The 23,540-nt window shown below is 57.1% G+C and carries 17 protein-coding genes and 6 pseudogenes; 13 read left to right on the top strand and 10 right to left on the bottom strand.

Annotation, left to right across the window (positions count from 1 at the left end; translation table 11 throughout):
- The first annotated feature begins 162 nt into the window (after positions 1-162).
- Positions 163-1,023 (top strand): zinc-ribbon domain-containing protein, encoded by an 861-nt coding sequence (locus ACZ1HE_RS05130; RefSeq protein ID WP_472619828.1) that lies wholly within the window; start codon positions 163-165, stop codon positions 1,021-1,023.
- A 72-nt stretch (positions 1,024-1,095) separates the two neighbouring features.
- Here ACZ1HE_RS05130 and ACZ1HE_RS05125 read toward each other — a convergent pair.
- Positions 1,096-3,598, bottom strand: a pseudogene (locus tag ACZ1HE_RS05125) (TIGR02302 family protein).
- A gap of 99 nt (positions 3,599-3,697) precedes the next feature.
- Positions 3,698-4,965, bottom strand: a pseudogene (lysA, locus tag ACZ1HE_RS05120) (diaminopimelate decarboxylase).
- A gap of 277 nt (positions 4,966-5,242) precedes the next feature.
- Between lysA and ACZ1HE_RS05115 the strand changes: the two are divergent.
- Both ACZ1HE_RS05115 and ACZ1HE_RS05110 read left to right on the top strand, forming a co-directional pair.
- Positions 5,243-6,469, top strand: coding sequence for a patatin-like phospholipase family protein (locus ACZ1HE_RS05115; RefSeq protein ID WP_472619827.1), 1,227 nt, complete (start codon positions 5,243-5,245; stop codon positions 6,467-6,469).
- A 92-nt stretch (positions 6,470-6,561) separates the two neighbouring features.
- The gene (locus ACZ1HE_RS05110; protein ID WP_472619826.1) at positions 6,562-6,693 is read left to right on the top strand and encodes a hypothetical protein; all 132 of its coding nucleotides are present in this window, start codon (positions 6,562-6,564) and stop codon (positions 6,691-6,693) included.
- Between the two features lie 14 nt (positions 6,694-6,707).
- Here the strand turns inward: ACZ1HE_RS05110 and argH are convergent, their stop codons facing one another.
- Entirely contained in the window at positions 6,708-8,099 is a 1,392-nt protein-coding gene (argH, locus tag ACZ1HE_RS05105) for an argininosuccinate lyase (RefSeq protein ID WP_472619825.1), read from the bottom strand.
- Between the two features lie 22 nt (positions 8,100-8,121).
- Between argH and ACZ1HE_RS05100 the strand changes: the two are divergent.
- The 9 genes and pseudogenes from ACZ1HE_RS05100 to yddG all read left to right on the top strand — a co-directional run bounded on the left by ACZ1HE_RS05100 (position 8,122) and on the right by yddG (position 16,080).
- A pseudogene (locus tag ACZ1HE_RS05100) lies at positions 8,122-8,701 on the top strand (TlpA disulfide reductase family protein).
- Between the two features lie 167 nt (positions 8,702-8,868).
- A complete protein-coding gene (locus ACZ1HE_RS05095) occupies positions 8,869-9,198 on the top strand; it encodes a hypothetical protein (protein ID WP_472619824.1) in 330 nt (109 codons plus the stop codon).
- A gap of 60 nt (positions 9,199-9,258) precedes the next feature.
- Positions 9,259-9,645, top strand: coding sequence for a hypothetical protein (locus ACZ1HE_RS05090; protein ID WP_472619823.1), 387 nt, complete (start codon positions 9,259-9,261; stop codon positions 9,643-9,645).
- On the top strand, positions 9,642-10,568 hold the full coding sequence (locus ACZ1HE_RS05085; RefSeq protein ID WP_472619822.1) for a sterol desaturase family protein: 927 nt from the start codon (positions 9,642-9,644) through the stop codon (positions 10,566-10,568). Before ACZ1HE_RS05090 ends, ACZ1HE_RS05085 begins: the two co-directional genes overlap by 4 nt.
- Before the next feature lie 282 nt (positions 10,569-10,850).
- Positions 10,851-11,690, top strand: a complete 840-nt coding sequence (locus ACZ1HE_RS05080; protein WP_472619821.1) for an EAL domain-containing protein — start codon at positions 10,851-10,853, stop codon at positions 11,688-11,690.
- A gap of 184 nt (positions 11,691-11,874) precedes the next feature.
- Positions 11,875-13,050, top strand: a complete 1,176-nt coding sequence (locus tag ACZ1HE_RS05075) for an acetyl-CoA C-acetyltransferase (protein ID WP_472619820.1) — start codon at positions 11,875-11,877, stop codon at positions 13,048-13,050.
- A gap of 188 nt (positions 13,051-13,238) precedes the next feature.
- Positions 13,239-13,962, top strand: a pseudogene (gene phbB / locus ACZ1HE_RS05070) (acetoacetyl-CoA reductase).
- Between the two features lie 306 nt (positions 13,963-14,268).
- A pseudogene (locus ACZ1HE_RS05065) lies at positions 14,269-15,217 on the top strand (transcriptional regulator GcvA).
- On the top strand, positions 15,214-16,080 hold the full coding sequence (gene yddG, locus ACZ1HE_RS05060; RefSeq protein WP_472619819.1) for an aromatic amino acid exporter YddG: 867 nt from the start codon (positions 15,214-15,216) through the stop codon (positions 16,078-16,080). Before ACZ1HE_RS05065 ends, yddG begins: the two are co-directional and overlap by 4 nt.
- Here yddG and ACZ1HE_RS05055 read toward each other — a convergent pair.
- From ACZ1HE_RS05055 to ACZ1HE_RS05045, 3 genes are all read right to left on the bottom strand, one after another.
- Complete coding sequence (locus ACZ1HE_RS05055; protein ID WP_472619818.1) at positions 16,077-16,241, bottom strand: YdcH family protein; 165 nt, start codon at positions 16,239-16,241, stop codon at positions 16,077-16,079. The genes yddG and ACZ1HE_RS05055 overlap by 4 nt on opposite strands.
- Before the next feature lie 112 nt (positions 16,242-16,353).
- Entirely contained in the window at positions 16,354-17,133 is a 780-nt protein-coding gene (locus tag ACZ1HE_RS05050) for a tRNA1(Val) (adenine(37)-N6)-methyltransferase (RefSeq protein ID WP_472619817.1), read from the bottom strand.
- A gap of 4 nt (positions 17,134-17,137) precedes the next feature.
- The gene (locus ACZ1HE_RS05045; protein ID WP_085797613.1) at positions 17,138-17,353 is read right to left on the bottom strand and encodes a putative signal transducing protein; all 216 of its coding nucleotides are present in this window, start codon (positions 17,351-17,353) and stop codon (positions 17,138-17,140) included.
- Between the two features lie 56 nt (positions 17,354-17,409).
- Between ACZ1HE_RS05045 and ACZ1HE_RS05040 the strand changes: the two genes are divergently transcribed.
- Entirely contained in the window at positions 17,410-18,408 is a 999-nt protein-coding gene (locus ACZ1HE_RS05040; RefSeq protein ID WP_472619816.1) for a polyprenyl synthetase family protein, read from the top strand.
- Here the strand turns inward: ACZ1HE_RS05040 and ACZ1HE_RS05035 are convergent.
- The 4 genes and pseudogenes from ACZ1HE_RS05035 to ACZ1HE_RS05020 all read right to left on the bottom strand — a co-directional run bounded on the left by ACZ1HE_RS05035 (position 18,401) and on the right by ACZ1HE_RS05020 (position 23,484).
- Positions 18,401-19,220: pseudogene (locus ACZ1HE_RS05035) on the bottom strand (4-(cytidine 5'-diphospho)-2-C-methyl-D-erythritol kinase). The gene ACZ1HE_RS05040 and the pseudogene ACZ1HE_RS05035 overlap by 8 nt on opposite strands.
- On the bottom strand, positions 19,213-20,949 hold the full coding sequence (locus ACZ1HE_RS05030; RefSeq protein WP_472619815.1) for a tetratricopeptide repeat protein: 1,737 nt from the start codon (positions 20,947-20,949) through the stop codon (positions 19,213-19,215). Before ACZ1HE_RS05030 ends, ACZ1HE_RS05035 begins: the two are co-directional and overlap by 8 nt.
- A gap of 307 nt (positions 20,950-21,256) precedes the next feature.
- Positions 21,257-21,712 (bottom strand): VOC family protein, encoded by a 456-nt coding sequence (locus ACZ1HE_RS05025; protein WP_472619814.1) that lies wholly within the window; start codon positions 21,710-21,712, stop codon positions 21,257-21,259.
- A gap of 125 nt (positions 21,713-21,837) precedes the next feature.
- Positions 21,838-23,484: an electron transfer flavoprotein-ubiquinone oxidoreductase gene (locus tag ACZ1HE_RS05020; protein WP_472619813.1), complete on the bottom strand. Its 1,647-nt coding sequence runs from the start codon at positions 23,482-23,484 to the stop codon at positions 21,838-21,840.
- Between the last annotated feature and the right edge of the window lie 56 nt (positions 23,485-23,540).

Raw genomic sequence — 23,540 nt, 5'->3', positions numbered from 1 at the left:
AGCGTTCTTGTGCCTCAGCCGGTGAACAGTTTCAATGCCCCGAACCGAGTCCGCAAGGTGACACTTGGCAGCAAGTGATCAGATGTCTCTTTTCGAAAAGGGCTTAACGGCATATGATCGCTTCAAAAATAACATCTGACCAGCATTGGTCCGGGAGGCAGCATGCGTCTTACATGTCCGAACTGTGGAGCACAGTACGAGGTACCGGCCGAGGTGATCCCGTCCGAAGGTCGAGACGTACAATGTTCCAACTGTGGCGACACCTGGTTTCAACCCCATCCGGATGCGCAACAGGCGACCGAACAGCCGGACACGCAACAACCGGAACCCAAACCTGATGACTTGCGGGCCGCGGTAACCGGACAAGAGAGCTCTCAGCCAGAACCTGAGCCAGAGTTTGACGACCAAGACGACATTTATGACGATCAGCAAGATGATCTGACCTACGACGATGACCTGCCCTCGACGCCCCGTGAAGACCATTCAAAGGGTGTGGAGCCATCGGTTGCGAACATTCTGAAAGAAGAAGCTGCACGCGAAGCAGAGTTGCGCGCGCATGAAGCCGAAAATATCGAAAGCCAGCCTGAATTGGGGCTGGATGCGACATCAGGCGACGAACCCTCACGGCGCGCCAAAGAAGCCCGCGACCGAATGGCGGTCATGAAGGGCGAAGACCCACAAAAAACTGACGCGTCTGTCGACGGTTCCACTCGGCGAGATTTGCTTCCTGACATCGAGGAAATCAATTCCACGCTGCGCAGCGGATCGGACCAAGCGGACGCCGCGACGCCAACAACCGCCGTTGCCCCGGGCCCTGCCCGCCGCAATCGGGGTGGGGGGTTCATGCGCGGTTTGACGGTGGCAATATTGTTCGGCGCGTTGCTGGCTTTGTTGTATTTGAATGCACCGCAGATCGCTCAGAGCGTACCGCAGGCCGATCCAATGCTCAGCGCATTTGTGGCGCTGGTGGACCAGGCCCGTGTATGGCTCGACATGCAGATGTCGAGCCTTTCAGCGCAATAGCTTATTTGGAAAACTAGGGGTTCTAGATTTCAAAACCGCTGAATACCTTGGCGGTACTGGCGATATTGCGGTTCAGAACCGCTCGAGCAACCGTTTTAGGTATTCCAACTCGGCCTCAGGGCGTTCGCCTTCTCCGGCGCGGCGACGTATCTCATCCAGCAGCTCGCGAGCACGACGGTACACGTCCTCACCAAGAAGCAAATTCTCGTCCGTTGATATGGACCCGGCGGATCCCTGTTGGCGGCCCAGGGGGTCTCGATTTTGGGCCTGCATGTCGCCCTCTTGCGACCCTTGACCTGGTTGTGTCTGATTGTTTTGCTGGGCCATCGCCTCGCCCAATGACCGCATCCCTTCGCGCAGTGCTTCCATCGCTTCAGATTGTTGATCAATGGCTTCGGCCAGATCGTCCTGTCGCAATGCGTCTTCGGCGTTGTCCATAGCCTCGCCCGCCCGACCCAAGGCATCACGCGCTGCGTCTCCCTCCGGCGTGCCAGTACCAGGAAGGCCATCCTGCTGGCGTTGCAACTCGTTTCGCAGCGCTTGCTGCCGGTCTGCCAGAGTTCCCTGATCTCCTGCACCTGGCTGCCCGTCCTGTGCTTGACGATCACCGTTCCCCTGACCTTGACCTTGCTGCCCTTCATGGCTCTGGCCACGGCCTTGGCCGCCATTGCGACCTTCGTTTTCCTGGCTCTGACCGGATTGGCCACCCTGATTGAACTGTTCCTGCAGATCGCGGAACGCCTGATCGCTCAGCCCTTGCTGGTTGCGTAAGGTTTCAGCAAGACCTTCCATGGCCTGCTGCCCTTCGGATTGCCCCTGGCCCTGTTGACCCTGAGCCGTTTGCATATTTTCCATCATTTCCTGGAATTCACGCAGGGCCTGTTCCGCTTCGGCCATCCGACCTTGTTCCATCAACTCCTGAATGCGATCCATCATGCGCTGCAAGTCATCCTGATTGAGCGTCATCATGTTTTCGGATTGTTGCTGACTTTCGGGCGACTGCTGCCCGTTGTTTTCGGCCTGACGCTGCAACTGTTGCAGATAGTCTTGCGTCGCCTCGCGCAATTCCTGCATCAATTCTGCAATTTCCTGATCAGAGGCACCGTTCTTCATCGCCTCGGCCAAACGTTCGCGCGCTTGACGCAGGCGTTCGAGGGCATCACCTAACGTTCCGTCTTCGATCATGACGGCAAGATCCCATAGCGATTGCGCTATTTCTGCCTGCTGTTCAGGACGCAGCCCGTATTCTGTGAATGCCTCAAGACGACGAAGGGTGAAACGCAAACGAAGATAGACCGTTTCGGACCGGAATACGTCCTCGGGGCGATGAGACACGGCGCGCAGCACTTGCGCGATTCGTTTGGCGTTGGACGTTGCCCACAACAAGTCGCGCCGCTGTTCGATCACAGCAGCCGCCAGCGGATCAAAAAAACGGCGCCCCGGTAGGATACCACCGTAGGGCATCGCCTCGCCTATGTTTCCATTTGCGTCTTCCGCAGTCAGCGTAACTTTGACCGGCAGGTTGGCCCACGGGTGCTGCGAGAAGTCTTCGATAAAATCCTCGGTAAACATGCGCCTGTCGCCCGCTATGGGCATTGGCAGGTCCACAGTCTCGACAGTGCGCGGGTCAGGGTCGGCAGTCAGCCCGTACCGACGATCCACAGCCGCCAAATCCAATTCAATATGAGCGGTGCCGGAAACAACGCCATAATCGTCACTCGCGGTATAGGGCAGGCTCATCTGCCCCCCGCTTCTGCGTCGATCACACCTGCTACAGAAATTTGCGGTGCACTGTCTTCGATCATCTCGATCGCCCATTGCTTGCCGCCCTGACCCTGGATCTGTACGGACCCCGATTGCGAGACAATGAGATCGTGCGTGGTCGCGTCGCCTTTACCCTCGATAACTTCGCCTGTGACCGTTTCCGAAAGAGTAAGCGCGCCGACTTGGCCATAAAACCGCAGCGTGATCCGCCCCCTTCGGGTACAAGCAATGTGTCCGAAGTCAGATCGTTCAAATATAGCGTGGGCAACCCGGTGTATCGCGGAGGTTCAACCCACCCTTCCCAAGACGGCCCCGTCGCCAAAGCGTCGCCGCCGGGCGTCAAATTCGCGACCGACTGAACCCGCCATATTGAACCGAACAACAAACCAACGGACAACAAAAGCAAGGCCGCGTATCGCAGCGCATAGGGATCACGGTGTGACAGATTCAAATCAGGCTTTACCGGTTCTGCCTGTGACGCCCGTTCCGACATGCGCCGCTGATGTGCTTGCCACAAGGTGACGGAAGCAGCATCGCTGGAACCGATTGTCTGTGTATCAACAAGAGCTTGGATTGGCCGACCCGGAAGCGACTCGTCAAGACGGATCAAAGCGTCGGTTCGTGTTGGCCATCGAAACCTGCGCGCGCCAAACACCAGAGCCACCAAAGCCGCCAAACCTGCTGTTAAGGCGGCACCCCAGACAGCCTCGACCGGCACCATTTCGTGTAAACCCAGAAGCAATGCCGCAAGGGCTGCCATCACTATGGAGAAAAGCGGCCAGAAGGATCGAGTAAGCTGCTCGGCAACCATGCCCAAATGGGTCGCCCAAAGCGAAAGTCGCGGAATTGGCAATGTCCCGGGCTGTCTGGCTTTCAAAGCATCACTCCCAACGGCCCGCGCGGGATCGCGTCAGAGCCACTGGGGTATGGTATCGCGGTTTATGATTTCGTCAAAGGTTGGACGTGGGCGGATAACCGCGAATTGATCACCATTCACCAAAACCTCTGGGATCAGGGGACGTGTGTTATATTCGCTGGACATGACCGCGCCATAAGCGCCTAGGCACTGCGGAAGGCGATCAGATCGCCGGATTTGAGTGGCGGCATGTTACGCTGTTTGGCGAATGTGTCACCGGATTCGCAGACGGGGCCGACGATGTCATAGGGCTGCATCTCTGTCCCCGGGGCAGGTTCGTTCACGGCGACGATGTCGTGATACGCCTCATACATTGCCGGGCGGATCAGGTCGTTCATCGCGGCGTCCACGATCAGGAAATCGCGACCTTCACCTGATTTCACATAGATCACGTCCGAGACCAGCAGTCCTGCGTTACCCGCAATCAGGCGGCCTGGCTCGATCTCGATCTCACAGCCCAGATGGCCCAGGGTGTCCTTGATCAACTTGCCGTATTCCACCGGCAGTGGCGGTGCCTCGTTCGAGCGGGTGTATGGGATGCCAAGACCGCCCCCCAGATCGAGACGGCGAATGTTGTGCCCCTCGCTGCGCAGTTGTTCGGTCAGCTCGGCCACTTTCTCATAGGCCAACTTGAACGGTTCCAGTTCAGTCAGTTGCGAGCCAATGTGAACGTCGATGCCAATGACTTCGAGGCCCGGCAGAGAAGCCGCATGTGCGTAAACCTCTGACGCGCGCGAGATCGGGATACCAAACTTGTTCTCGGACTTGCCGGTCGCGATCTTGGCGTGGGTTTTGGCGTCGACATCCGGGTTTACACGGATGGTGACCGGGGCCACGACGCCCAGTTCGAGGGCGACGGTGTTGATCACCTCCATCTCGGGCTCGGATTCGACATTAAATTGGCGAATACCATCGGTCAGCGCGGTGCGAATTTCTCGGGCGATCTTGCCGACGCCGGAAAAGACGATCTTGTCACCCGGTACTCCGGCGGCGCGAGCCCGTCGGTACTCGCCCTCGGACACCACATCCATACCGGCGCCCGCTTGCGCCAACGTGCGCAGGATCGCCTGATTGCTAGCCGCCTTCATCGCATAGCAGACAAGGTGGTCTGTTCCCTCCAGCGCATCATCGAACAGCTGGAAATGACGCAGCAGGGTGGCCGTCGAATAGACATAGAACGGGGTCCCGACGCTGGCGGCGATTTCGGAAACCGGAACATCCTCGGCGTAGAGCGCGCCGTCGCGATAGAGAAAGTGATCCATACTTGCGCGATTAGACCAAAATCACTGCCCGGATCAATGGGAATTGAAACCTGTAAAATGAACGAAGTTCGCCGTCGACTTCAAAGACAACAGGCTGATTGTAAAAGAGTGCTCCGCAATGGCCCAAGCACAGAGGCGATCATTGCCAAGTTTTCCGCAAAAAATGCGTTGCAATGCAGGCGAACCAAAACCACTGTGAACCGCATCCACAACACATACTCCAAGGCACGAGTAGCTTCGTATTCTTAGGCATGCCTCAAAGACGAGAAACCACCTCATGAGATTCAAAGTGTCACGTTTCTTGCCCTGCGACATTTTGGAAACCTTGAATATGTTTGGTGTTTTGTCCTTGGTTCTCGCGTTGGCAGGATGCGCCGAGCTGCACCGTGCTCCAGCGAGCCAAGCTGATCTGGTCGCACCGGAAACCCCCGGTATCCCGAACGCCAGGTACTGGGCAGATACACCACCTTCAAATCTTGATGCCTTAATAGCCGAAACATACAGCCAACGTAGATCGTCGGGAGTTGGGTCCGGCGGACGATCCGTATTGGTCTTGTCCGGAGGAGCCGAACAAGGTGCCTATGGCGCTGGGTTATTGAATGCGTGGTCAGACAGCGGCACGCGCCCCCAATTCACAACGGTAACCGGTGTAAGTACTGGCGCGTTGATCGCGCCATTTGCTTTTCTGGGATCAAAATATGATGACGCACTTCGACAGTTCTATGGTGGGACACCCGCCAACCAGATCTTTAGAGCGCGGACACTGATCGGCACCGCATTCAACATCTCTGCAGCAGACAACGCCCCTCTGAAACAAATCATCAGGGATACTGTGACACCGGAGTTCCTTGCCGAAGTTGCTCAGGAACACAACAAGGGCAGACGCCTTCTCATTCAATCGCTCAGCTTGGATGCGCAACGGCCAGTGATTTGGAACCTGGGAGCAATTGCGGCGAGCAAGGCCCCAAATGCCGAAAGAGTATTCGAAGACGCTTTGCTGGCATCTTCATCCATTCCAGGAGCGTTTCCGCCAGTATTGATGGAAATTGAAACTCCGAATGGTATCCGGGACGAAATGCACGTGGATGGCGCAATTTACTCGGCGTCCACCGGATTGGACGCCTGGTATCTCGCCGATCCGCGACGCGAGTTGCCTTCGCAATCAGAAGACCTTTTTGTCATACGGAATTTTCGAGTTTTGCCTGAACACGAGACAACGAAAGGGAAGTTGATTCCAATAGCCACACGCTCGCTAGAGACACTCGTCAAGACACAAGGCACCGACGATCTACTCGAAATTTACCTAGGTGCACGCGATGTTGGAAGCTCGTACAGGGTTACTTGGATCGGCGCCGGATTTAAGGAGAGTTCGCCAACTCCATTCGATCAAGACTATATGCAGGCTCTTTTTGCATATGGTTACTCAAAGTTCGAAACAGGAAGCGCATGGAGTTCAAAGCCGCCGCAATTAATGACGCGCAGCCAGGTCGAAGCCATTGATTGACGGGTTTTATTTGCAGCTCGGCCGCCAGAAATCGCGGATAAGCGAACTGCAAATCGCTCCTAGAAACCTAAGTACAGGTTGAACGGGCCGCGGTGCAGTCCGACGCTGCCACCGACATAAGTGCTGCTGCCCCCAAGACCCACATGGGCGTTGAGGGACGGCTGCACGGGTTCGCCATCCGCACCGCATCCCGCCAGAACTGCAAGACAGACGACAGCAAGTGAGGTGCGGATCAGGGTCATGACAGGGTCGCTTTCCAACGTTCGATCTGGGCACGCACCTGTTTTGGCGCGGTTCCACCATAAGACATGCGCGAGTTTACTGAATTATCGACGCCAAGAACACCAAAGACATCGTTGGTGATGTCTGCATGCACCGATTGCATGTCCGCCAGCGTCAAATCCGGCAAATCGCAGCCCTTGGTTTCGGCCATCGCAACCAGCGAACCAGTAACGTGATGGGCGTCGCGGAACGGCAGGCCCAGAACCCGCACCAGCCAGTCAGCCAAATCCGTCGCAGTCGAAAAGCCAGAACCGGCAGCAGCAGCCAGGCTTTCGCGGTTCGCCGTCATGTCCTTGACCATGCCCTCCATCGCGGCGAGCGCCAGCATCCAGTTGTCGGCAGCATCAAAGACCTGTTCTTTGTCTTCCTGCATGTCCTTGGAATAGGCCAACGGCAGGCCCTTCATCACCATCATCAGCGCGGTGTTGGCGCCATAGATGCGGCCGACCTTGGCGCGGATCAGCTCGGCGGCGTCGGGGTTCTTTTTCTGCGGCATGATCGACGAACCGGTCGAAAAGCGATCCGACAGCGTGACAAAGCGGAACTGGGCCGAGGACCATATCACCAGCTCTTCGGCAAAACGCGAAAGGTGTACGGCACAAATCGAGGCGATCGACAGGAATTCCAACGCAAAGTCACGATCGCTGACTGCATCCAGCGAGTTGGCGGCGGGACGGTCAAAACCCAAGGCTTCGGCGGTCATGTGCCGATCGATGGGAAAGGATGTCCCTGCAAGCGCTGCTGCGCCCAAGGGCGATTCGTTCATCCGGGCGCGCGCATCGCGGACCCGCGACAGGTCACGGCCAAACATCTCGACATAGGCCATCATGTGGTGGCCCCATGTGACAGGCTGCGCGGTTTGCAGGTGGGTGAAGCCCGGCATCACCCAATCGGCACCGGCCTCGGCCTGCGCCAAAAGCGCACGGATAAGGGCCAGCAGGCCACTTTCCGCCGCGTCCAGTTGATCGCGGACCCAGAGTTTGAAATCGGTCGCAACCTGGTCATTTCGGCTTCGGCCCGTGTGCAAACGTCCTGCAGGCTCGCCAATCACCTCTTTCAGGCGCGCCTCGACGTTCATGTGGATGTCTTCGAGCGCGGTCGAAAACTCAAACGTTCCGCCTTCGATCTCTGACAATACGGTGAGGAGGCCTTCACGAATGGCCTCGGCATCACTATCCGTAATAACGCCTGTTGCGGCCAACATCGCCGCATGGGCCCGCGAGCCAGCAATGTCTTGGGCTGCCATCCGCTGATCGTACCCGATCGAGGCGTTAATCGCCTCCATGATCGCGTCCGGTCCGGCGGCAAAGCGGCCGCCCCACATTTGGTTCGAGGTCTTGTCGGTCATCTGGAAACCCTTCGGAGGGGATATGAAGAAACTGTTGCTGGCCCTCGTCTATACCGCCCTTGCGGTGGGCGCAAATCCATCCGGCGCCATCGCCGCCGATCTTGATCGGCTTAGCGCTTGAGGCCCTGCGCGAAGGGAGCATGAAGAAGCTTGTCATCCTGCCCAACCCCCTGCCCGTTTCGGACAAGGCCTTTGACCTGGAAGATGACGGCGGCCAGAAAACGCTGGCTGACTACAAGGGCAAATATGTGTTGGTGAATTTCTGGGCCACCTGGTGTGCCCCCTGCCGCAAGGAGATGCCTCAATTCTCGGAACTGCAGGAAGAGTTTGGTGGCGACGATTTCGAAGTACTGACCATCGCCACCGGGCGCAATTCTCCGGCGGGAATTCAGAAGTTCTTTGATGACATCGAAGTCACCAACCTGCCCCGTCACCAGGATCTGGGGATGACATTGTCGCGCGAGATGCGGGTGTTGGGTTTGCCGGTGACTGTCATCCTGAACCCCGAAGGTCAGGAAATCGCGCGGATGTTGGGCGATGCAGAATGGAATTCGGAAAGCGCCAAAGCGATCATCAAGGCGCTTGTTGCAACGCCATCTTGATTTTCTGAAGCGCTTCGCCGGTTGATACACGGAGAGCGAGGCTCTGCCTCGCGCTCCGGTGTGTTTTTAGCAAGAAGAAGAGGGACAGCTGAGCCAAGAGCCATTTGTGCTATACTACGCAGGCCTGCCAAATGTGCAGGCGCTGACTTGGTAAGATGGAGAGAGCCATGAAACCCGTGGTACTTCTGATTGGTCGGCTGCCTCAGGTGATTGGCAATGTCGCCCAACAACTGCAACACCTACCCATAGAATGGCTGGGGGCCCATGATCAGGCCGAAGTCATCCACCAGCTTGAAGCGGAACCCAGGATTGCTTGCGTCGTCATGGGGGCTGGTTTGGACGACGCAATTCGCGGCGCGCTGATCGGAGTGATCGCCAGTCGACGTCCGGATGTGTCCATCCACCTCAAGGATCGCAGTTCTGGTCCCGACGGATTGGTTCCGTTTGTCGAGCGCGTGGTCCAGCCGATGGTTTTGGATCAACTCCAACCTGGCTGACGCGACGCCACCTTTGACAGAGCCGTCCAGCTTGCGCAGATTTTGGGGCAGGAGGACCCCATGCCACTTGATACCCTGCTGATCCTTGTGGTTGTCGGCATCGCATCCATTGCGGTCATGCTGCATCTAAGCGGCAAGTCCAACCGCGCGCACCTGACCGAGGGCACAGCGCGCGAGGCTTGGGTGCGTCATTTTCCGGATGATCACGTCAGAAGTGTGATCGCGGCCAAGGACGGACATGCGGCGTTGGTGACGACTTCGGCCGGGATGGGGCTTGTATGGGCATTTGGCGCGGACACAGTCGCGCGCCATCTGACGCAAGTCGAACTGGATGACACCAGCCGAGGCCTGCGCTTCCGCTTTTCTGATTTCACCGCCCCAAGCGTCCGCGTGGAGCTAGAACCCGAAGAACGCCAGCAATGGCGCAACATGATTCAGGCGACATGACAGACACTCTTTCTTTTCCCGACCCCACTCAACTGGCGGTTCCCTTCTTTGTTGCCGCCATTCTGGCCGAGTTCATCTGGATCGCAGTCAAAGGCAAAGGAGGGCGGTACGAGACGCGCGATGCCGTGACCTCTTTAATCATGGGTGCGGGCAGCGTGGCGTCGGGCCTGCTGGTCGGGTTTATCGCCTATGGATTTTTCATGTTCCTCTGGGCGCTGACACCTCTGGATCTGGGAACCTCGGTCGGGGTGTTCATCTTGTGTTTTGTGCTGGACGATCTGCGGTATTACTGGGTGCACAGGTTCGGGCATCGCATTCGCTGGGTCTGGGCCAGCCATGTGAACCATCACTCCAGCCAGCACTACAATCTGACCACGGCACTGCGACAGACCTGGACTGGGACTTTCACCTTCATGATGATCGTACGGGCACCGCTGATCCTTTTGGGGTTCCATCCCGCGATTGTGCTGTTCTGCGGCGGGCTGAACCTGATCTATCAATTCTGGATTCACACCGAGGCAATCAGAAAGATGCCTCGTTGGTTCGAAGCAGTGATGAACACCCCCAGTCATCACCGGGTCCATCACGGTCGCAATCCACGCTATTTGGATTGCAACTATGCCGGTGTGTTCATCATCTGGGACAAGATGTTCGGCACATTTGTTCCGGAACAGGATGATGAAAAGGTGGATTATGGCCTTGTCCATAACCTCGGCAGTTTCAATCCGCTACGTGTTGCTTTTCATGAATGGTTGGGAATTTTCAAAGATGTTTTTCAGTCCGGGATAAGCTGGCGCGAGCGCCTGAGTTATGCTTTTGGCCCGCCTGGTTATAGCCACGACGGCAGCCGGGACACGTCTGAAACCATCAAATCCAAACATCTGATCCGCAATCCACAGGATCGAGGATCGCCTGGGTTCTGACGACTGCCGTAAAGTTCTTTCAATTTTGAACGAAGCTTCACAATCACAATCGACCTATCCATCTTCGCCGCGCTTCGAAGAAGGGGGAAGTTTATTCATCCAATTGAAATTCATGAACTTTCAATAAGCTGATCTAACTTGAAAGAGCTTGGACGGACTGCTCAACCAATAGCTTTCAACGATGCATCAAGAACTTTAGGAAAACTTTAGGTTTAAGGCTTGATTCACATTTTTGGCAAAGTCTTGTCCTCGATATCCGCGCCCGCCGATAAGAGGATCAACATGCTGCAACGCCGAATGATGATGGCCAACGCTAATCGGCAACTGGACAACCCATTGGATGCTGCTGTCAGACAAAGGGATCGTTCCGCCGTACAAATGGCGACAGAAGCCGTGAAACACAATCAGTGCTTTTTGGCCTTTCAGCCCGTAATGCAAGCTCAGCCGCCGCATCAATGCGCCTTCTACGAAGGATTCATCCGTGTTCTGGATGAAACCGGGCGAGTGATTCCGGCACGAGATTTCATGCCGAGCGTCGAAAACACCGAAATCGGGCGCGAACTGGACTGCAACGCACTAAAAATTGGCCTGCAAACCTTGGCCCGCAATCCGACTATCCGACTGTCGATCAACATGTCTGCTCGCTCGATTGGGTTCAAAAAATGGTCTCAGATCCTAAACCGTCATTTAAAAAAGGACGCTTCGCTGGGTGAACGTCTAATACTCGAGATCAACGAAACCTCGGTTATGACGGTTCCCGAACTGGTAATCGATTTTATGGATCAACTCCAAGAGCACGGTATCGCTTTTGCTCTGGACGATTTTGGCGCCGGCAATATCGCCTTGCGCCTGTTTCGTGAGTTCTTTTTCGACGCGGCAAAGATCGACGGTCAGTTTATTCGGGGCATCGACAAAAACCCGGACAACCAGGCCGTGGTCCGATCCTTGATTACAATTGCCAGGCAATTCGACATGTTCACCATCGCCGAATCGGTCGAAACCGTCGAAGAGGCCGAGTTTCTGGTCTCACAAGGCGTCGACTGTTTGCAGGGTTTTCTGTTTGGAGCTCCCACCGTTAATCCGCCTTGGAAACAATCCGCTCAGGACAAACGCAGTGCCTGAGTACAAAAATTGCGCCTAAACTCGATTTTGCGACACATGAGGCAAGCTGTCTGTTGCTGCAAGTGCAGCATTCCGCTATGTCACCTTTTGCGAGAGTGTGAGATGCGAGGCGCTTTGTGAGTCGACTCCTAAGACCGAAGCCTTCACATTTCTCAAGAAATATGACGGCAAAGGATTGGATCACATGACCAACGTAGTAATTGCTTCGGCCGCACGGACGGGTGTAGGCAGCTTTGGCGGTTCGTTCGCGAACACCCCTGCGCATGATTTGGGCGCCGCAGTTTTGGAGGCCGTCGTCGAGCGCGCCGGTATCGAAAAAGGCGAAGTCAGCGAGACCATCCTGGGTCAGGTTCTGACTGCCGCTCAAGGCCAAAACCCGGCCCGTCAGGCGCACATCAACGCTGGCCTACCGCAAGAAAGCGCCGCTTGGAGCATCAACCAGGTCTGTGGTTCGGGCCTTCGCGCCGTTGCTTTGGGGGCTCAGCACATCCAATTGGGTGACGCCGACATCGTCGCCGCCGGTGGTCAGGAAAACATGACCCTGTCGCCCCACGCAGCAAACCTGCGCGCCTACCACAAGATGGGTGACATGAAGTACATCGACACCATGATCCGCGACGGTTTGTGGGATGCCTTCAACGGTTATCACATGGGTCAGACCGCTGAAAACGTCGCCGAGAAGTGGCAGATCTCCCGTGAGATGCAGGATGAATTTGCCGTCGCTTCGCAGAATAAAGCCGAAGCGGCCCAAAAGGCCGGCAAGTTCGCGGACGAAATCACCCCCTTCACCATCAAGACCCGCAAGGGTGACATCGTGATGGACAAGGACGAATACATCCGTCACGGCGCCACCATGGAAGCCATGCAGAAACTGCGCCCGGCCTTCACCAAGGATGGGTCGGTCACCGCGGCCAACGCCTCTGGCCTGAACGACGGTGCTGCAGCGACGCTGCTGATGTCCGCCGACAACGCTGAAAAGCGCGGGATTGAGCCGCTGGCCCGCATCGTGTCCTACGCCACTGCTGGTCTGGACCCGCAGATCATGGGTGTGGGTCCGATCTATGCCTCGCGCAAGGCTCTGGAAAAAGCAGGCTGGAAGCCTGAAGATCTGGATCTGGTCGAAGCCAACGAAGCCTTTGCTGCGCAGGCTTGTGCCGTGAACAAGGACATGGGCTGGGATCCGTCGATCGTGAACGTGAACGGCGGCGCCATCGCCATTGGTCACCCCATCGGCGCCTCGGGCTGCCGCGTTCTGAACACCCTGCTTTTCGAGATGAAGCGCCGCGACGCCAAAAAAGGTCTCGCCACCCTGTGCATCGGTGGTGGCATGGGCGTAGCCTTGTGCGTGGAGCGCGACTAAGCATCGGCGCATCCGCCATAGAGAGGGCGCCCATTGCGGCGCCCTTTTCTTTTAACATCAACTCCTTACACAGACTGCGACAAAATTCTCCGCCCGTCATGAGAATTTCATCACGAAAGAATATTGCGCATCCTGACCGTAATGGGTAACAGCATTACAACGCCAAATTTCAATTGGAGGATTCCTCAATGGCAAGAACAGCACTCGTCACCGGCGGCTCGCGCGGCATCGGCGCCGCGATTTCCAAGCGCCTGAAGGCCGAAGGTTACAACGTCGCGGCAACCTATGCAGGTAACGACGAAGCCGCAGCCAAATTCACAGAAGAGACCGGCATCGCCACCTACAAGTGGAACGTCGCCAACTACGAGGATCTCGGCTGCAGGCATCGCCAAGGTTGAGGCCGAAGTTGGGCCAATCGACATCGTTGTTGCCAACGCAGGTATCACCCGCGACGCACCATTCCACAAGATGACGCCCGAGCAGTGGCACCAAGTCATCGATACCAACCTGACCGGCGTGTTCAACACCGTTCACCCGATCTGGCCCGGCATGCGCGAGCGCAAGTTCGGCCGCATCGTTGTCATCAGCTCGATCAACGGTCAGAAAGGCCAGTTCGCTCAGGTGAACTATGCCGCGACCAAAGCGGGCGATCTGGGCATCGTCAAATCGCTGGCCCAAGAAGGCGCGCGCGCAGGCATCACCGCCAACGCAATCTGCCCCGGCTACATCGGCACCGACATGGTGATGGCGGTTCCGGAAAAAGTCCGCGAGTCGATCATCGCTCAGATCCCGGCAGGTCGCCTGGGTGAGCCGGAAGAGATCGCACGCTGCGTGTCGTTCCTGGTTGCGGACGATGCGGGCTTTGTCAACGGCTCGACCATTTCGGCCAACGGCGCACAGTTCTTCGTCTAAGCCTTAGTGCCAAACAAACAGCAAGGGCCGGTCCATCAGGACCGGCCCTTTTCATATCCCGTAAGAACGCGCGCGCTGCGCTCAGCGGGAACCGAACAGCCAGTTAAATACCGACTTGATGGCCTTGGACCGCTCTGCATGTGCCCGCTGGAATGCACGTTGGGCGGCGGGGTTTGTCGTCATCTCGATCATCTCTCTGCCCTTTCTCAGATCAGTTTGTCTTGACTTGCACCCAATATGTGACACCAATTGCAATCGTACAAACGAGAGTTTTGAGACCTTCACTTAAGAATTTTTGATGCGAACATGAGAGACCGACTGCCCCCCTTAACCGCCTTGCGCGCCTTTGATGCCGCAGCTCGGCACATGTCCTTTGCCCACGCGGCTAAGGAACTGAATGTCACGCTCGACGGCTTTGTCATTTCAGATCAAGTCGCTTGAGGAGCATTTGGGACAGCCTCTGTTCAAACGCCTCAATCGGGCGGTGGAATTGACTGAAACCGGGCGTGCGCTGGCACCAGGCGCGGCGGACGGGTTTCAAACGTTGACCGATGCATGGCGCGCCGCACGCAGATTGCAGGACAACACATCGCTGACCGTCACCGCTGGCCCCGCCTTGACGGCAAAATGGCTCGCTCCACGGCTCTATGATTTCGCCCGCCAACATCCTGATATTGACCTCAGTTTTTCAGCCACCCTGCGTATGGTAGACCTGAAGCGCGACGATGTAGATGTTGCGATCCGGTTCGGCTATGGCCCTGACGAGGGACTGTATTCGGTTCAGGTGCGCAAAGAGTGGCTGACGCCTGTGATGTCGCCCGAAATGGCTGAGCAGTTCCCGACGACTGACAGCCTGACACACGCGCCGCTTATCTTTGACGATTCCATCGCCTTTCTGCGCCCACCCTGTGACTGGGCGACCTGGTTTCGTGCAGTCGGCGTGCAACACAACCCCGAACATGGCACGCATTTTTCTAATGCCGATCATGCCGTAGATGCCGCCGTGGCTGGGGTTGGCGCTGTTCTTGGTCGGCGCGCGATGATCATAAAAGATCTGCAAGAGGGGCGGCTTGTGGCGCCCTTCAAGACCGCCATCGAAAGCACCGGACGCTTTCGGTTCCTGTGCCTACCGGGAGTCGAAGAGCGCCCGCAGGTCAAGGCATTCCGCGATTGGTTCGTATCCGAGATTGACAAGACCGCGCATATCTCGGACGAGTTTGACATTATTCCGGTCGAGGACGTCCCGTCAGCATGAGCAAATCCAAAGCCACCGCCATCGGCTTTATCGCCGTCCTACTGTGGGCGTTGCTCGCGTTGTTAACCGTCGGGTCCGCACCGACGCCACCACTGCTGCTGAACGCTATCTGCTTCTCCATTGGCGGGACCTTGGGGCTGATCTGGACTGCGGCCAGCGGGAGCCTTGGGCAACTGCGTACTATACCGGTCAAGGTGTATGTCTTTGGCACCATCGGCCTCTTTGGCTATCACGCGCTCTATTTCTCAGCCCTTAGGCTGGCCCCAGCGGCCGAGGCCGGGTTGATCGCCTATCTCTGGCCTCTGCTGATCGTGTTGCTCTCGGGACTATTGCCCGGCGAAAAATTGAAACTCGGCCATCTGGTTGGAGCCTGTTTCGGTTTTTCCGGCGCAGCCCTGATCATCCTGGGCGGCGGTAGCGACGGATTTCAGGCTGAATTTCTGCCCGGCTACATGTTGGCACTTCTATGCGCGCTGACATGGTCAGGTTACTCGGTCCTGTCGCGCCGCATGGGAGAGGTGCCCACAAGCTCGGTCGCGGTGTTCTGCGTCGCCACGGCCATTGCGTCCTGGGGCCTGCACTTGGCGGTCGAAGAAACCGTCTGGCCGCAAGGCACCTGGGGCTGGGCCTCGACGCTTGGCCTCGGCTTGGGTCCAGTGGGGCTGGCGTTTTACGTCTGGGATATCGGAGTGAAACGCGGGGACATTCAGATGCTCGGCACCAGCTCTTATGCGGCGCCCCTGTTGTCGACCCTTGTTTTGGTGGTTGCCGGGATCGCCGCGCCCACTTGGGCTTTGGCGATCGCGGCCTTGTTGATCACGGGCGGTGCAGTGATTGCGGCCCGCAGCAGTATGTCACGTTAGACAGACAGGCGTTCTATTTCTTCTTTTAGTTTGAGTTTTTGTTTCTTCAGATTTGCCAGATGCAGCCCGTCAATGCTAGGTGATCGCTGTGCCTCTTCCACTTCAAGACTGAGATGCTCGTGCTTCTTTTTCAGCTCCGTCAGGTGCGAGCTCAGGCTCATGGCAATCCTCCTTCTCAATTGTATGCTGGACGAGTTGAGCATATCAAAATCGCTCTGTCACGCTGCAGGTGCATGAAACTGTCATCAATCTGACATATCGGCTAACAATCGCTTACCTTACGGCAGGCCACCGTAAGGCTGCGCCATCGCGTAAAACCGCCCGAATTTCCGGGACATAGCTTTCGACATCAGCCGTGTGACGTTCGCCTTCGTGAAGGATTTGTGGAGCGTGCAGGCGAAAGGGCGATTTTCCCTCTTTCCTTGCTCGGAGAATCACTAAGTCCGGCGCGCGCGCTGGGCGAGCCGCCAATGGCAGCACTTCAAGCGAGCCCAAACGCCCCTCGCAAGCAGCGATCAATTCCGGCAGGCGATCGGTTCTCTGGATCACATGCAGGAAGCCTTTAGGCAGCAATCGACGCGCTGCAACCTCGACCCAATTGGTCAGGGGCGTGTCCCCGCCCAAGGCGACACTGCGCCCCACATCACGGGCCTGACTATGGGCACCGCTGCGATAATAAGGTGGATTGGCGATGACATGGTCGAACCGAAGCTGACGCAGCGCGTCTGGCAACGCGCTGAGATCAGCACATGTTACCTCAATCGACAAATTGTTCTGCGCTGCGTTTCGGCGCGCCAGATCGGCGTATTCGGGTTGCAATTCAACACCATGGCCTTGCACCCCGTCGATCCGCGTCAGCAGCGACAAAATTGCCGCGCCCGCCCCGCAGCCCAGCTCCAGCACCGATTGACCTGCCCGCGCGGGTACAACCGAGGCGAGCAAGACCGGATCAACGCCTGCACGATACCCCTCGCGAGGTTGAAGCAAGCTCAACCGCCCGCCCAGAAAGGCGTTCTGCGTCACCTGATCGTCGGAAAACACGTGAAAGGTCACGGGCCTATTTGCCCAATGGGATTTCGTTGTCGCGCATCACTCGAACGGCGTAATCATAGTCCTCTTCCCGCACCATCATGCGACGGGGGAAAATTCCGATGCCTCCTTCGAGGATGCTCATATTTACGTCCATCTGAAAGCAGTCTATATCCTCGCCCTCAAGAAGGGCGGAGGCAAAGGCCATGATGGTCGGATCGGTGCTGCGCAATAGTTCCTTCATGACGTCGGATGTAAGGGCAAGGTGGGGCATATGTCGACCCTTGTAGCAGGAGTGTGATGAATATCAGCACCGTCTCGAAACCTCATGAGCAACTGGCCGCGACGCTGGCCGGTGAAATGGCCGCAGTCAACGAGCTGATCCAAACCCGGATGGCATCGGAACATGCACCCCGCATCCCCGAAGTGACGGCACATCTCGTCAGTGCCGGCGGCAAGCGATTGCGCCCGATGCTGACGCTCGCTGCAGCGCGTATGTGTGGGTATCAGGGCGAGCACCATCTGCGCCTGGCCGCCACCGTGGAATTCATTCACACCGCTACCCTGTTGCATGACGATGTGGTGGACGAAAGCGCGCAGCGCCGAGGCCGCCCCACCGCAAATCTGCTGTGGGACAACAAAAGCTCGGTACTGGTGGGCGATTATCTGTTTTCGCGCAGCTTCCAGCTGATGGTCGAAACCGGCTCGTTGCAGGTTCTGGACATCCTCGCCAATGCATCGGCCACGATTGCCGAGGGTGAAGTCCTGCAGATGACCGCTGCGACCGACCTGAAAACGGACGAGGGCATCTATCTGCAAGTTGTGCGCGGCAAAACAGCTGCACTGTTCTCCGCCGCCACTCAGGTGGGCGGCGTAATCGCGGACGCTTCCGACGAACAGGTGCAGGCGCTTTATGACTATGGCGACGCGCTTGGCATCGCCTTTCAGATCGCGGATGACCTGTTAGATTACCAAGGCGACAGCAAGGCCACCGGCAAGAACGTTGGCGACGATTTCCGCGAACGCAAGCTGACCCTGCCAGTGATCAAGGCCGTGGCTCAGGCCACTCCAGACGAACGTGCATTCTGGGAACGCACCATCGAAAAAGGTCGCCAGGAAGAGGGCGATCTGGAACACGCGATGGCGCTGATGGCCAAATATGGCACGTTGGACGCTACCCGCGATGACGCCAACGGCTGGGCGGCCAAGGCCAAGACAGCGTTGGATGCACTGCCCGACCATGAGATCCGCACCATGCTGCGCGATCTGGCCGATTACGTGGTGTCGCGCCTCAACTAAGTTCGGTTGCGATGCACCACCAATCGGGATGCTCGGCGCCAATGACATAGGCCGCGAAATGCGCGGCCTTCATTGTGGGATAGAGCGCAACGCAGGTTGATCCTGATCCCGACATTCGTGCCATTAGAACACTGCGCGTATTTCGCAGGTCCGTCAGGACACGCTCGATTACAGATGCGACCTTAATGGCTGGCGGCTCTAGATCGTTGCGTTGGTTCAACAGCCATTCGGCACAGTCCTCAGCCCCAGCAAACTCTGGAACATGATCCGGCATCGGCGCATTTTCACGACTCTCGAGCCCCGAAAACACTGCTCCCGTGGGAACGGCCACGCCAGGATTGATCAATAGCGCCGGAAGCGCCGAGCATGTTCAGCGGCGTGATGCGCTCGCCAATCCCCTGCATTCGCGCCGCCTTTGCATGCATACAAACCGGGACATCCGCACCCAAAGAGAGCGGCAACCCGTCAGGAATTTGGACGCCTTGATCCGCCAGCAATTGCAGCGCTTTGGCGGCATCCGACGAGCCACCTCCGATCCCTGCACCATGAGGCAGGGCCTTGTGCAGATCAACGTTGCCAGACCATCCGACCTTTTCGAGCGCGCGCCAGACTAGATTGCCGTGATCTGTCGGAACTCCGGCTGAGAATGGGCCGCCGACGACCAAGGACATGGCGTTGCCGGGCGTCAGGCTCAGGCGATCTCCGAAATCAGCGAACACAACGATCGAATCTAGCAGGTGATAACCGTCTTCTCGCTGGCCGCTTACATGTAGAGACAGATTTACCTTGGCCGGGGCTAGCCCCTCAGCCATCGTTTGCAACCTTGAGCGGGTCTGCACCTTCTTCGGCAAGCACTTCGTCCAACCCAACTTCCAGTTTGCGACGTATCCGCTCCGGGTCGGCCTCACTGTCCGTATCCTCTGGGTCGATGAAAGAGAGAGCCCTGCTCCACTGAAACTGAGCTTCGCGATTTCGTCCGACAGCCCAGTAAACATCCCCAAGATGGTCATTCACTACAGGGTCAATCGGCATAAGCTCAACAGCTCGCTCCATGTGGCCAACGGCCTCATCATAGCGCCCTAAACGGAACAAAACCCAACCCAGGCTATCAACAATATACCCACTATCCGGACGCGCAGCGACGGCGCGCTCAATCATTGATAGTGCTTCATCCAGTTTTTGTTTCTTTTCGACAAGCGAATACCCCAGGTAGTTCAACACTTGAGGTTGGTCCGGTTCCAGTTCCAGGGCGGTTCGAAAATCCCCTTCAGCCTGTGGCCACTGTTTCAGACGCTCGTGGCTGATACCGCGGGCATAGAGGAGGAACCAACGGTTCGCGGCCTCTTCATCTGTATATTCCAACGCTTTGTCATAGGCCTCGACTGCGTTGACATAGTCTTCTTGCTGACGAAGCAGGTCACCTAACGCTGAATGAACAGCAGGCAGCGTCGGAAACTCGCGTGTCAACTGCTCGAGAACTTCGATTGCAGCATCCGGCTTGGCCGCGCGCCGCAATGCCTCAGCTCGACCAAGTTCCGCTGCGAAGTGATCGGGGTTACTTTCCGGGATTTTCTTATAAGTGTCGACGGACAAGTCATATTGCCCAAGATTTTCCAGTAATCCAGCACTGAGTAATAGCGCGTCATTGTGATCGGGTCGCAAAAAACCAGCCAAACGGGCATAGATCAATGCGTAGTCGTCTGAAGCTTCGCCACTCAAGGCTGCGCCAATTGTAAAAAACACCTCGGCTATGCCATCACGCACTGAGCGGACCTGAACAAACGGTAGGGTCTCGCCCTGCGCAAGGGTGTCGGCTACTTCGGTCAGACCAGGATCGAACCGACCGGCAAAAGCTTCGGCCATCAGTTCTAGCGCATCGTTGTTGCGCCCCAATTGCGACAGGATTTCTACGTTTGCCAGAATTGCCCGGCGCGTCAACGATGCCTGCTGACCGTCTTCGCCGGAGAATATGGCATCTGCCCCTTCGAAGTCACCGACCGATGCCAGCGCCATCGCCTTGTGGTAAAGAGCGAAACCGCGCAATCCAGCCTCATCTCCCAGTTTATCGAAATGTGCTAGGGCTTTGCCGACAGACCCTGCCCCCATATGGGCCCATCCGATAAGAAGGCCATCTACCAGGGGGCTGATCGTTTGCTCGCCGACCAGTCTGCTCAAAATTTCGTCATAGGCTTCGTCTGCGACCAGATTGGCTATGACAGCCATTGATGCCATCTGACTGCTCAAACCCAATCCCTCAAGGGTTTGTGCAATGGGTAAAGCCCGCTCAATCTCTCCCAGAGCCAATTGTGAGAGGATGGCATTTTCCATCAGAAACGGGTTCTGAGGGTCCTTCATCAAGGCCTGAGTGTAGTATTTGGCAGACGCCGCAAAGTTACTGTCATATATGGCTTGCCGTCCGGCCAAGTATGACCCCGCACCCGATTGTGTCCAACCAGTTGATGGCAAAGTCAAAGAAACTGCCAGTACGGCCGCCGCCGCGGTACGAACGAGGGAATACACCAAAAGCCTGCCTTTTCTCATATGCTCCCGCATAAGCTAGGGCTTAGTGTCACCAGAGGCAATGGTGGTCCGCTTCACATGCCAGACAGCTACAGATTCTTGCTCATATACAGCCGATCGTCAGGACGCTCGTCCCATAGGTGAAAGACACTATCGGTAGCACCAGACAGTGCTGAGGGAGACCCGCCTGTTGCTTGGGTTTTGTCAGTGCCATTTGCCGAGTACGCAAAGGCGCGCCGCGCATAGCCCAACCAGAGAAGATGCCTCGCCAGGACATCGACGACGGGCGAGAGGGCTTTCGAGCTTCCTACCCATCCGGAAGGCGGTTTCACCGCTCCGACCACGCTGAATGGCTCTGTACGCCAAATCCAGGATCAGGATCATCCGGCAACACGGCCAACATCTCGATCGAATGTCCGTCTGGATCTTTGAAGTAGAGCGACGCAGCAGGCATCCAGCCGATCACGACCGGCTCTGACACCGGCTCACCGTGAAATCCTAAGGATTGAATGCCCTTGCCCTCCAACCGCGCACAACCGGACATCACCGCATCCACACTGCATCGAAAAGCAAAATGCAGGGTCATGTTCAAAGGTCCTGCGCCAGACTGCCATAAACCCAACATCCCCTTTTCCTTGCCACCCACCCAGAAAAACGCAACCTGACGTTCTGGCAGAAATTTGGCCAGCTCCAGCCCGATTTTGTCGCGGTAAAAACTGATCGACCGCTCAAGGTCGCGTACGGGGAGATGCGTCTCATAGATCCCAAGAGTATCCGGTTTCACGGCCTACCTCCGCCTTCAGCCCTAGATGCAGGGCACACTCTAGGGGCTCAAGCGTACTTTAGATCAAGACAAAAACGCCGAGCGCTTTGGGCACCCGGCGTTCTCATGTCTCTTGTCAGAAAAGATCACATGTTGGGATAGTTCGGACCGTCGCCACCCTGAGGTGTGACCCAAGTGATGTTCTGGCTGGGGTCTTTGATGTCGCAAGTTTTGCAGTGTACGCAGTTCTGGAAGTTCACCACAAAGTCCGGCTTACCGTCCTTTTCAACAACTTCATACACGCCGGCCGGGCAATAGCGCTGCGCCGGTTCATCGAACTGAGGCAGGTTCACATTGATCGGCAAGTTCGGGTCGGCCAGGCGCAGATGGCAGGGCTGGCTTTCTTCGTGGTTGGTGGCTGCAAAGGACACGTTGGTCAGACGGTCAAACGACAGCTTGCCATCGGGCTTGGGGTAATCGATCGGCTGGTAGTCCGACGCCTTGCCAGTCGATTCCGCATCGTTCTTGCCATGGCTCACGGTCCCAAACAGCGAGAAACCAAGCGTGTTGGTCCACATGTCCAGGCCACCCAGCATCAGCGACGCGGTCAGGCCCCACTTGGACCAGATCGGTTTGACGTTGCGAACCTTCTTCAGGTCCTTGCCAATCGGGCCGGTGCGCACTTCGACCTCGTAATCGGACAGCTCGTCGCCCGAACGGTCTGCCTTGATCGCGTCAAAGGCGGCCTCGGCTGCGGCTTTGCCCGACAGCATCGCATTGTGGTTGCCCTTGATGCGCGGCACGTTGACCATGCCGACCGAACAACCCAGCAATGCCACACCCGGTGCCACCATCTTGGGCATCGACTGATAACCGCCTTCGGTGATCGCACGCGCGCCATAGGCCACGCGCTTGCCGCCCTTAAGGAGGTCGGCCACGACGGGGTGATGCTTGAAGCGCTGGAATTCCATGTAAGGGAACAGGTGCGGGTTCTTGTAGTTCAGGTGAACCACGAAACCGACGTAAACCTGATTGTTGTCCAGATGATAGATGAACGACCCACCACCGGCGTTCGACCCCAAAGGCCAGCCCATGGTGTGGGTCACAGTGCCTTCTTTGTGCTTGGCCGGATCGACTTCCCAGATCTCTTTCATGCCCACACCGAACTTCTGCGGCTCTTTACCGGCCTGCAGGTCGTATTTGGCGATGACTTCCTTGGCCAGCGAGCCGCGGACACCTTCGGACAGGAAGACGTATTTGCCGTGCAGCTCCATCCCCGGCTCGGTGTCGGGACCGTAAGAGCCATCCTGCTCCAGACCAAAGACGCCCGCGACGACGCCTTTGACTTCGCCGTTGTCACCATAAACCAGCTCCGAGCATGCCATGCCCGGGAAGATTTCGACGCCCAGCTCTTCGGCTTGCTCGGCCATCCAGCGGCAGACGTTGCCCATCGACACGATGTAGTTGCCGTGGTTGTTCATCAGCGGCGGCATGGGGAAGTTGGGGATGCGGATCTGACCGGCTTCGCCCAGCATGTAAAAGTTGTCTTCCTTGACCGGAACGGTCAGGGGCGCGCCCTTTTCTTTCCAATCCGGGATCAGAGCGTCCAGGCCGCAAGGATCCAGAACCGCGCCCGACAGGATATGCGCGCCAACTTCCGAACCTTTTTCCAGAACAACGACGTTCAGGTCTGCGTCCAGCTGTTTTAGACGAATGGCCGCCGACAGACCCGCAGGGCCCGCACCGACGATCACAACGTCATATTCCATCGCTTCGCGTTCAATCTCGGCCATTTGGTGGCGCTCCTTGGCTATCTTTTCGCTAGTGGCCCCTTTGGGCGCAATTTTGT

This window comes from Falsiruegeria sp. JB4-1, assembly GCF_055693495.1.
Note: the sequence above shows the minus strand (reverse complement) of the source record. Positions and strands in the feature narration are given on the sequence as shown.

What these genes read in the sequence shown, in the direction of transcription:
- argH (WP_472619825.1), bottom strand. Translation starts at nt 8,099, where the DNA reads ATGACCGACAAGACCTCGAACCAAATGTGGGGCGGCCGCTTTGCCGCC.
- ACZ1HE_RS05055 (WP_472619818.1), bottom strand. Translation starts at nt 16,241, where the DNA reads ATGAGCCTGAGCTCGCACCTGACGGAGCTGAAAAAGAAGCACGAGCAT.
- ACZ1HE_RS05075 (WP_472619820.1), top strand. Translation starts at nt 11,875, where the DNA reads ATGACCAACGTAGTAATTGCTTCGGCCGCACGGACGGGTGTAGGCAGC.
- ACZ1HE_RS05095 (WP_472619824.1), top strand. Translation starts at nt 8,869, where the DNA reads ATGAAACCCGTGGTACTTCTGATTGGTCGGCTGCCTCAGGTGATTGGC.
- ACZ1HE_RS05115 (WP_472619827.1), top strand. Translation starts at nt 5,243, where the DNA reads ATGAGATTCAAAGTGTCACGTTTCTTGCCCTGCGACATTTTGGAAACC.
- ACZ1HE_RS05090 (WP_472619823.1), top strand. Translation starts at nt 9,259, where the DNA reads ATGCCACTTGATACCCTGCTGATCCTTGTGGTTGTCGGCATCGCATCC.
- ACZ1HE_RS05130 (WP_472619828.1), top strand. Translation starts at nt 163, where the DNA reads ATGCGTCTTACATGTCCGAACTGTGGAGCACAGTACGAGGTACCGGCC.
- ACZ1HE_RS05080 (WP_472619821.1), top strand. Translation starts at nt 10,851, where the DNA reads ATGCTGCAACGCCGAATGATGATGGCCAACGCTAATCGGCAACTGGAC.
- ACZ1HE_RS05030 (WP_472619815.1), bottom strand. Translation starts at nt 20,949, where the DNA reads ATGAGAAAAGGCAGGCTTTTGGTGTATTCCCTCGTTCGTACCGCGGCG.
- ACZ1HE_RS05045 (WP_085797613.1), bottom strand. Translation starts at nt 17,353, where the DNA reads ATGAAGGAACTATTGCGCAGCACCGATCCGACCATCATGGCCTTTGCC.
- ACZ1HE_RS05020 (WP_472619813.1), bottom strand. Translation starts at nt 23,484, where the DNA reads ATGGCCGAGATTGAACGCGAAGCGATGGAATATGACGTTGTGATCGTC.
- ACZ1HE_RS05085 (WP_472619822.1), top strand. Translation starts at nt 9,642, where the DNA reads ATGACAGACACTCTTTCTTTTCCCGACCCCACTCAACTGGCGGTTCCC.
- ACZ1HE_RS05040 (WP_472619816.1), top strand. Translation starts at nt 17,410, where the DNA reads ATGAATATCAGCACCGTCTCGAAACCTCATGAGCAACTGGCCGCGACG.
- yddG (WP_472619819.1), top strand. Translation starts at nt 15,214, where the DNA reads ATGAGCAAATCCAAAGCCACCGCCATCGGCTTTATCGCCGTCCTACTG.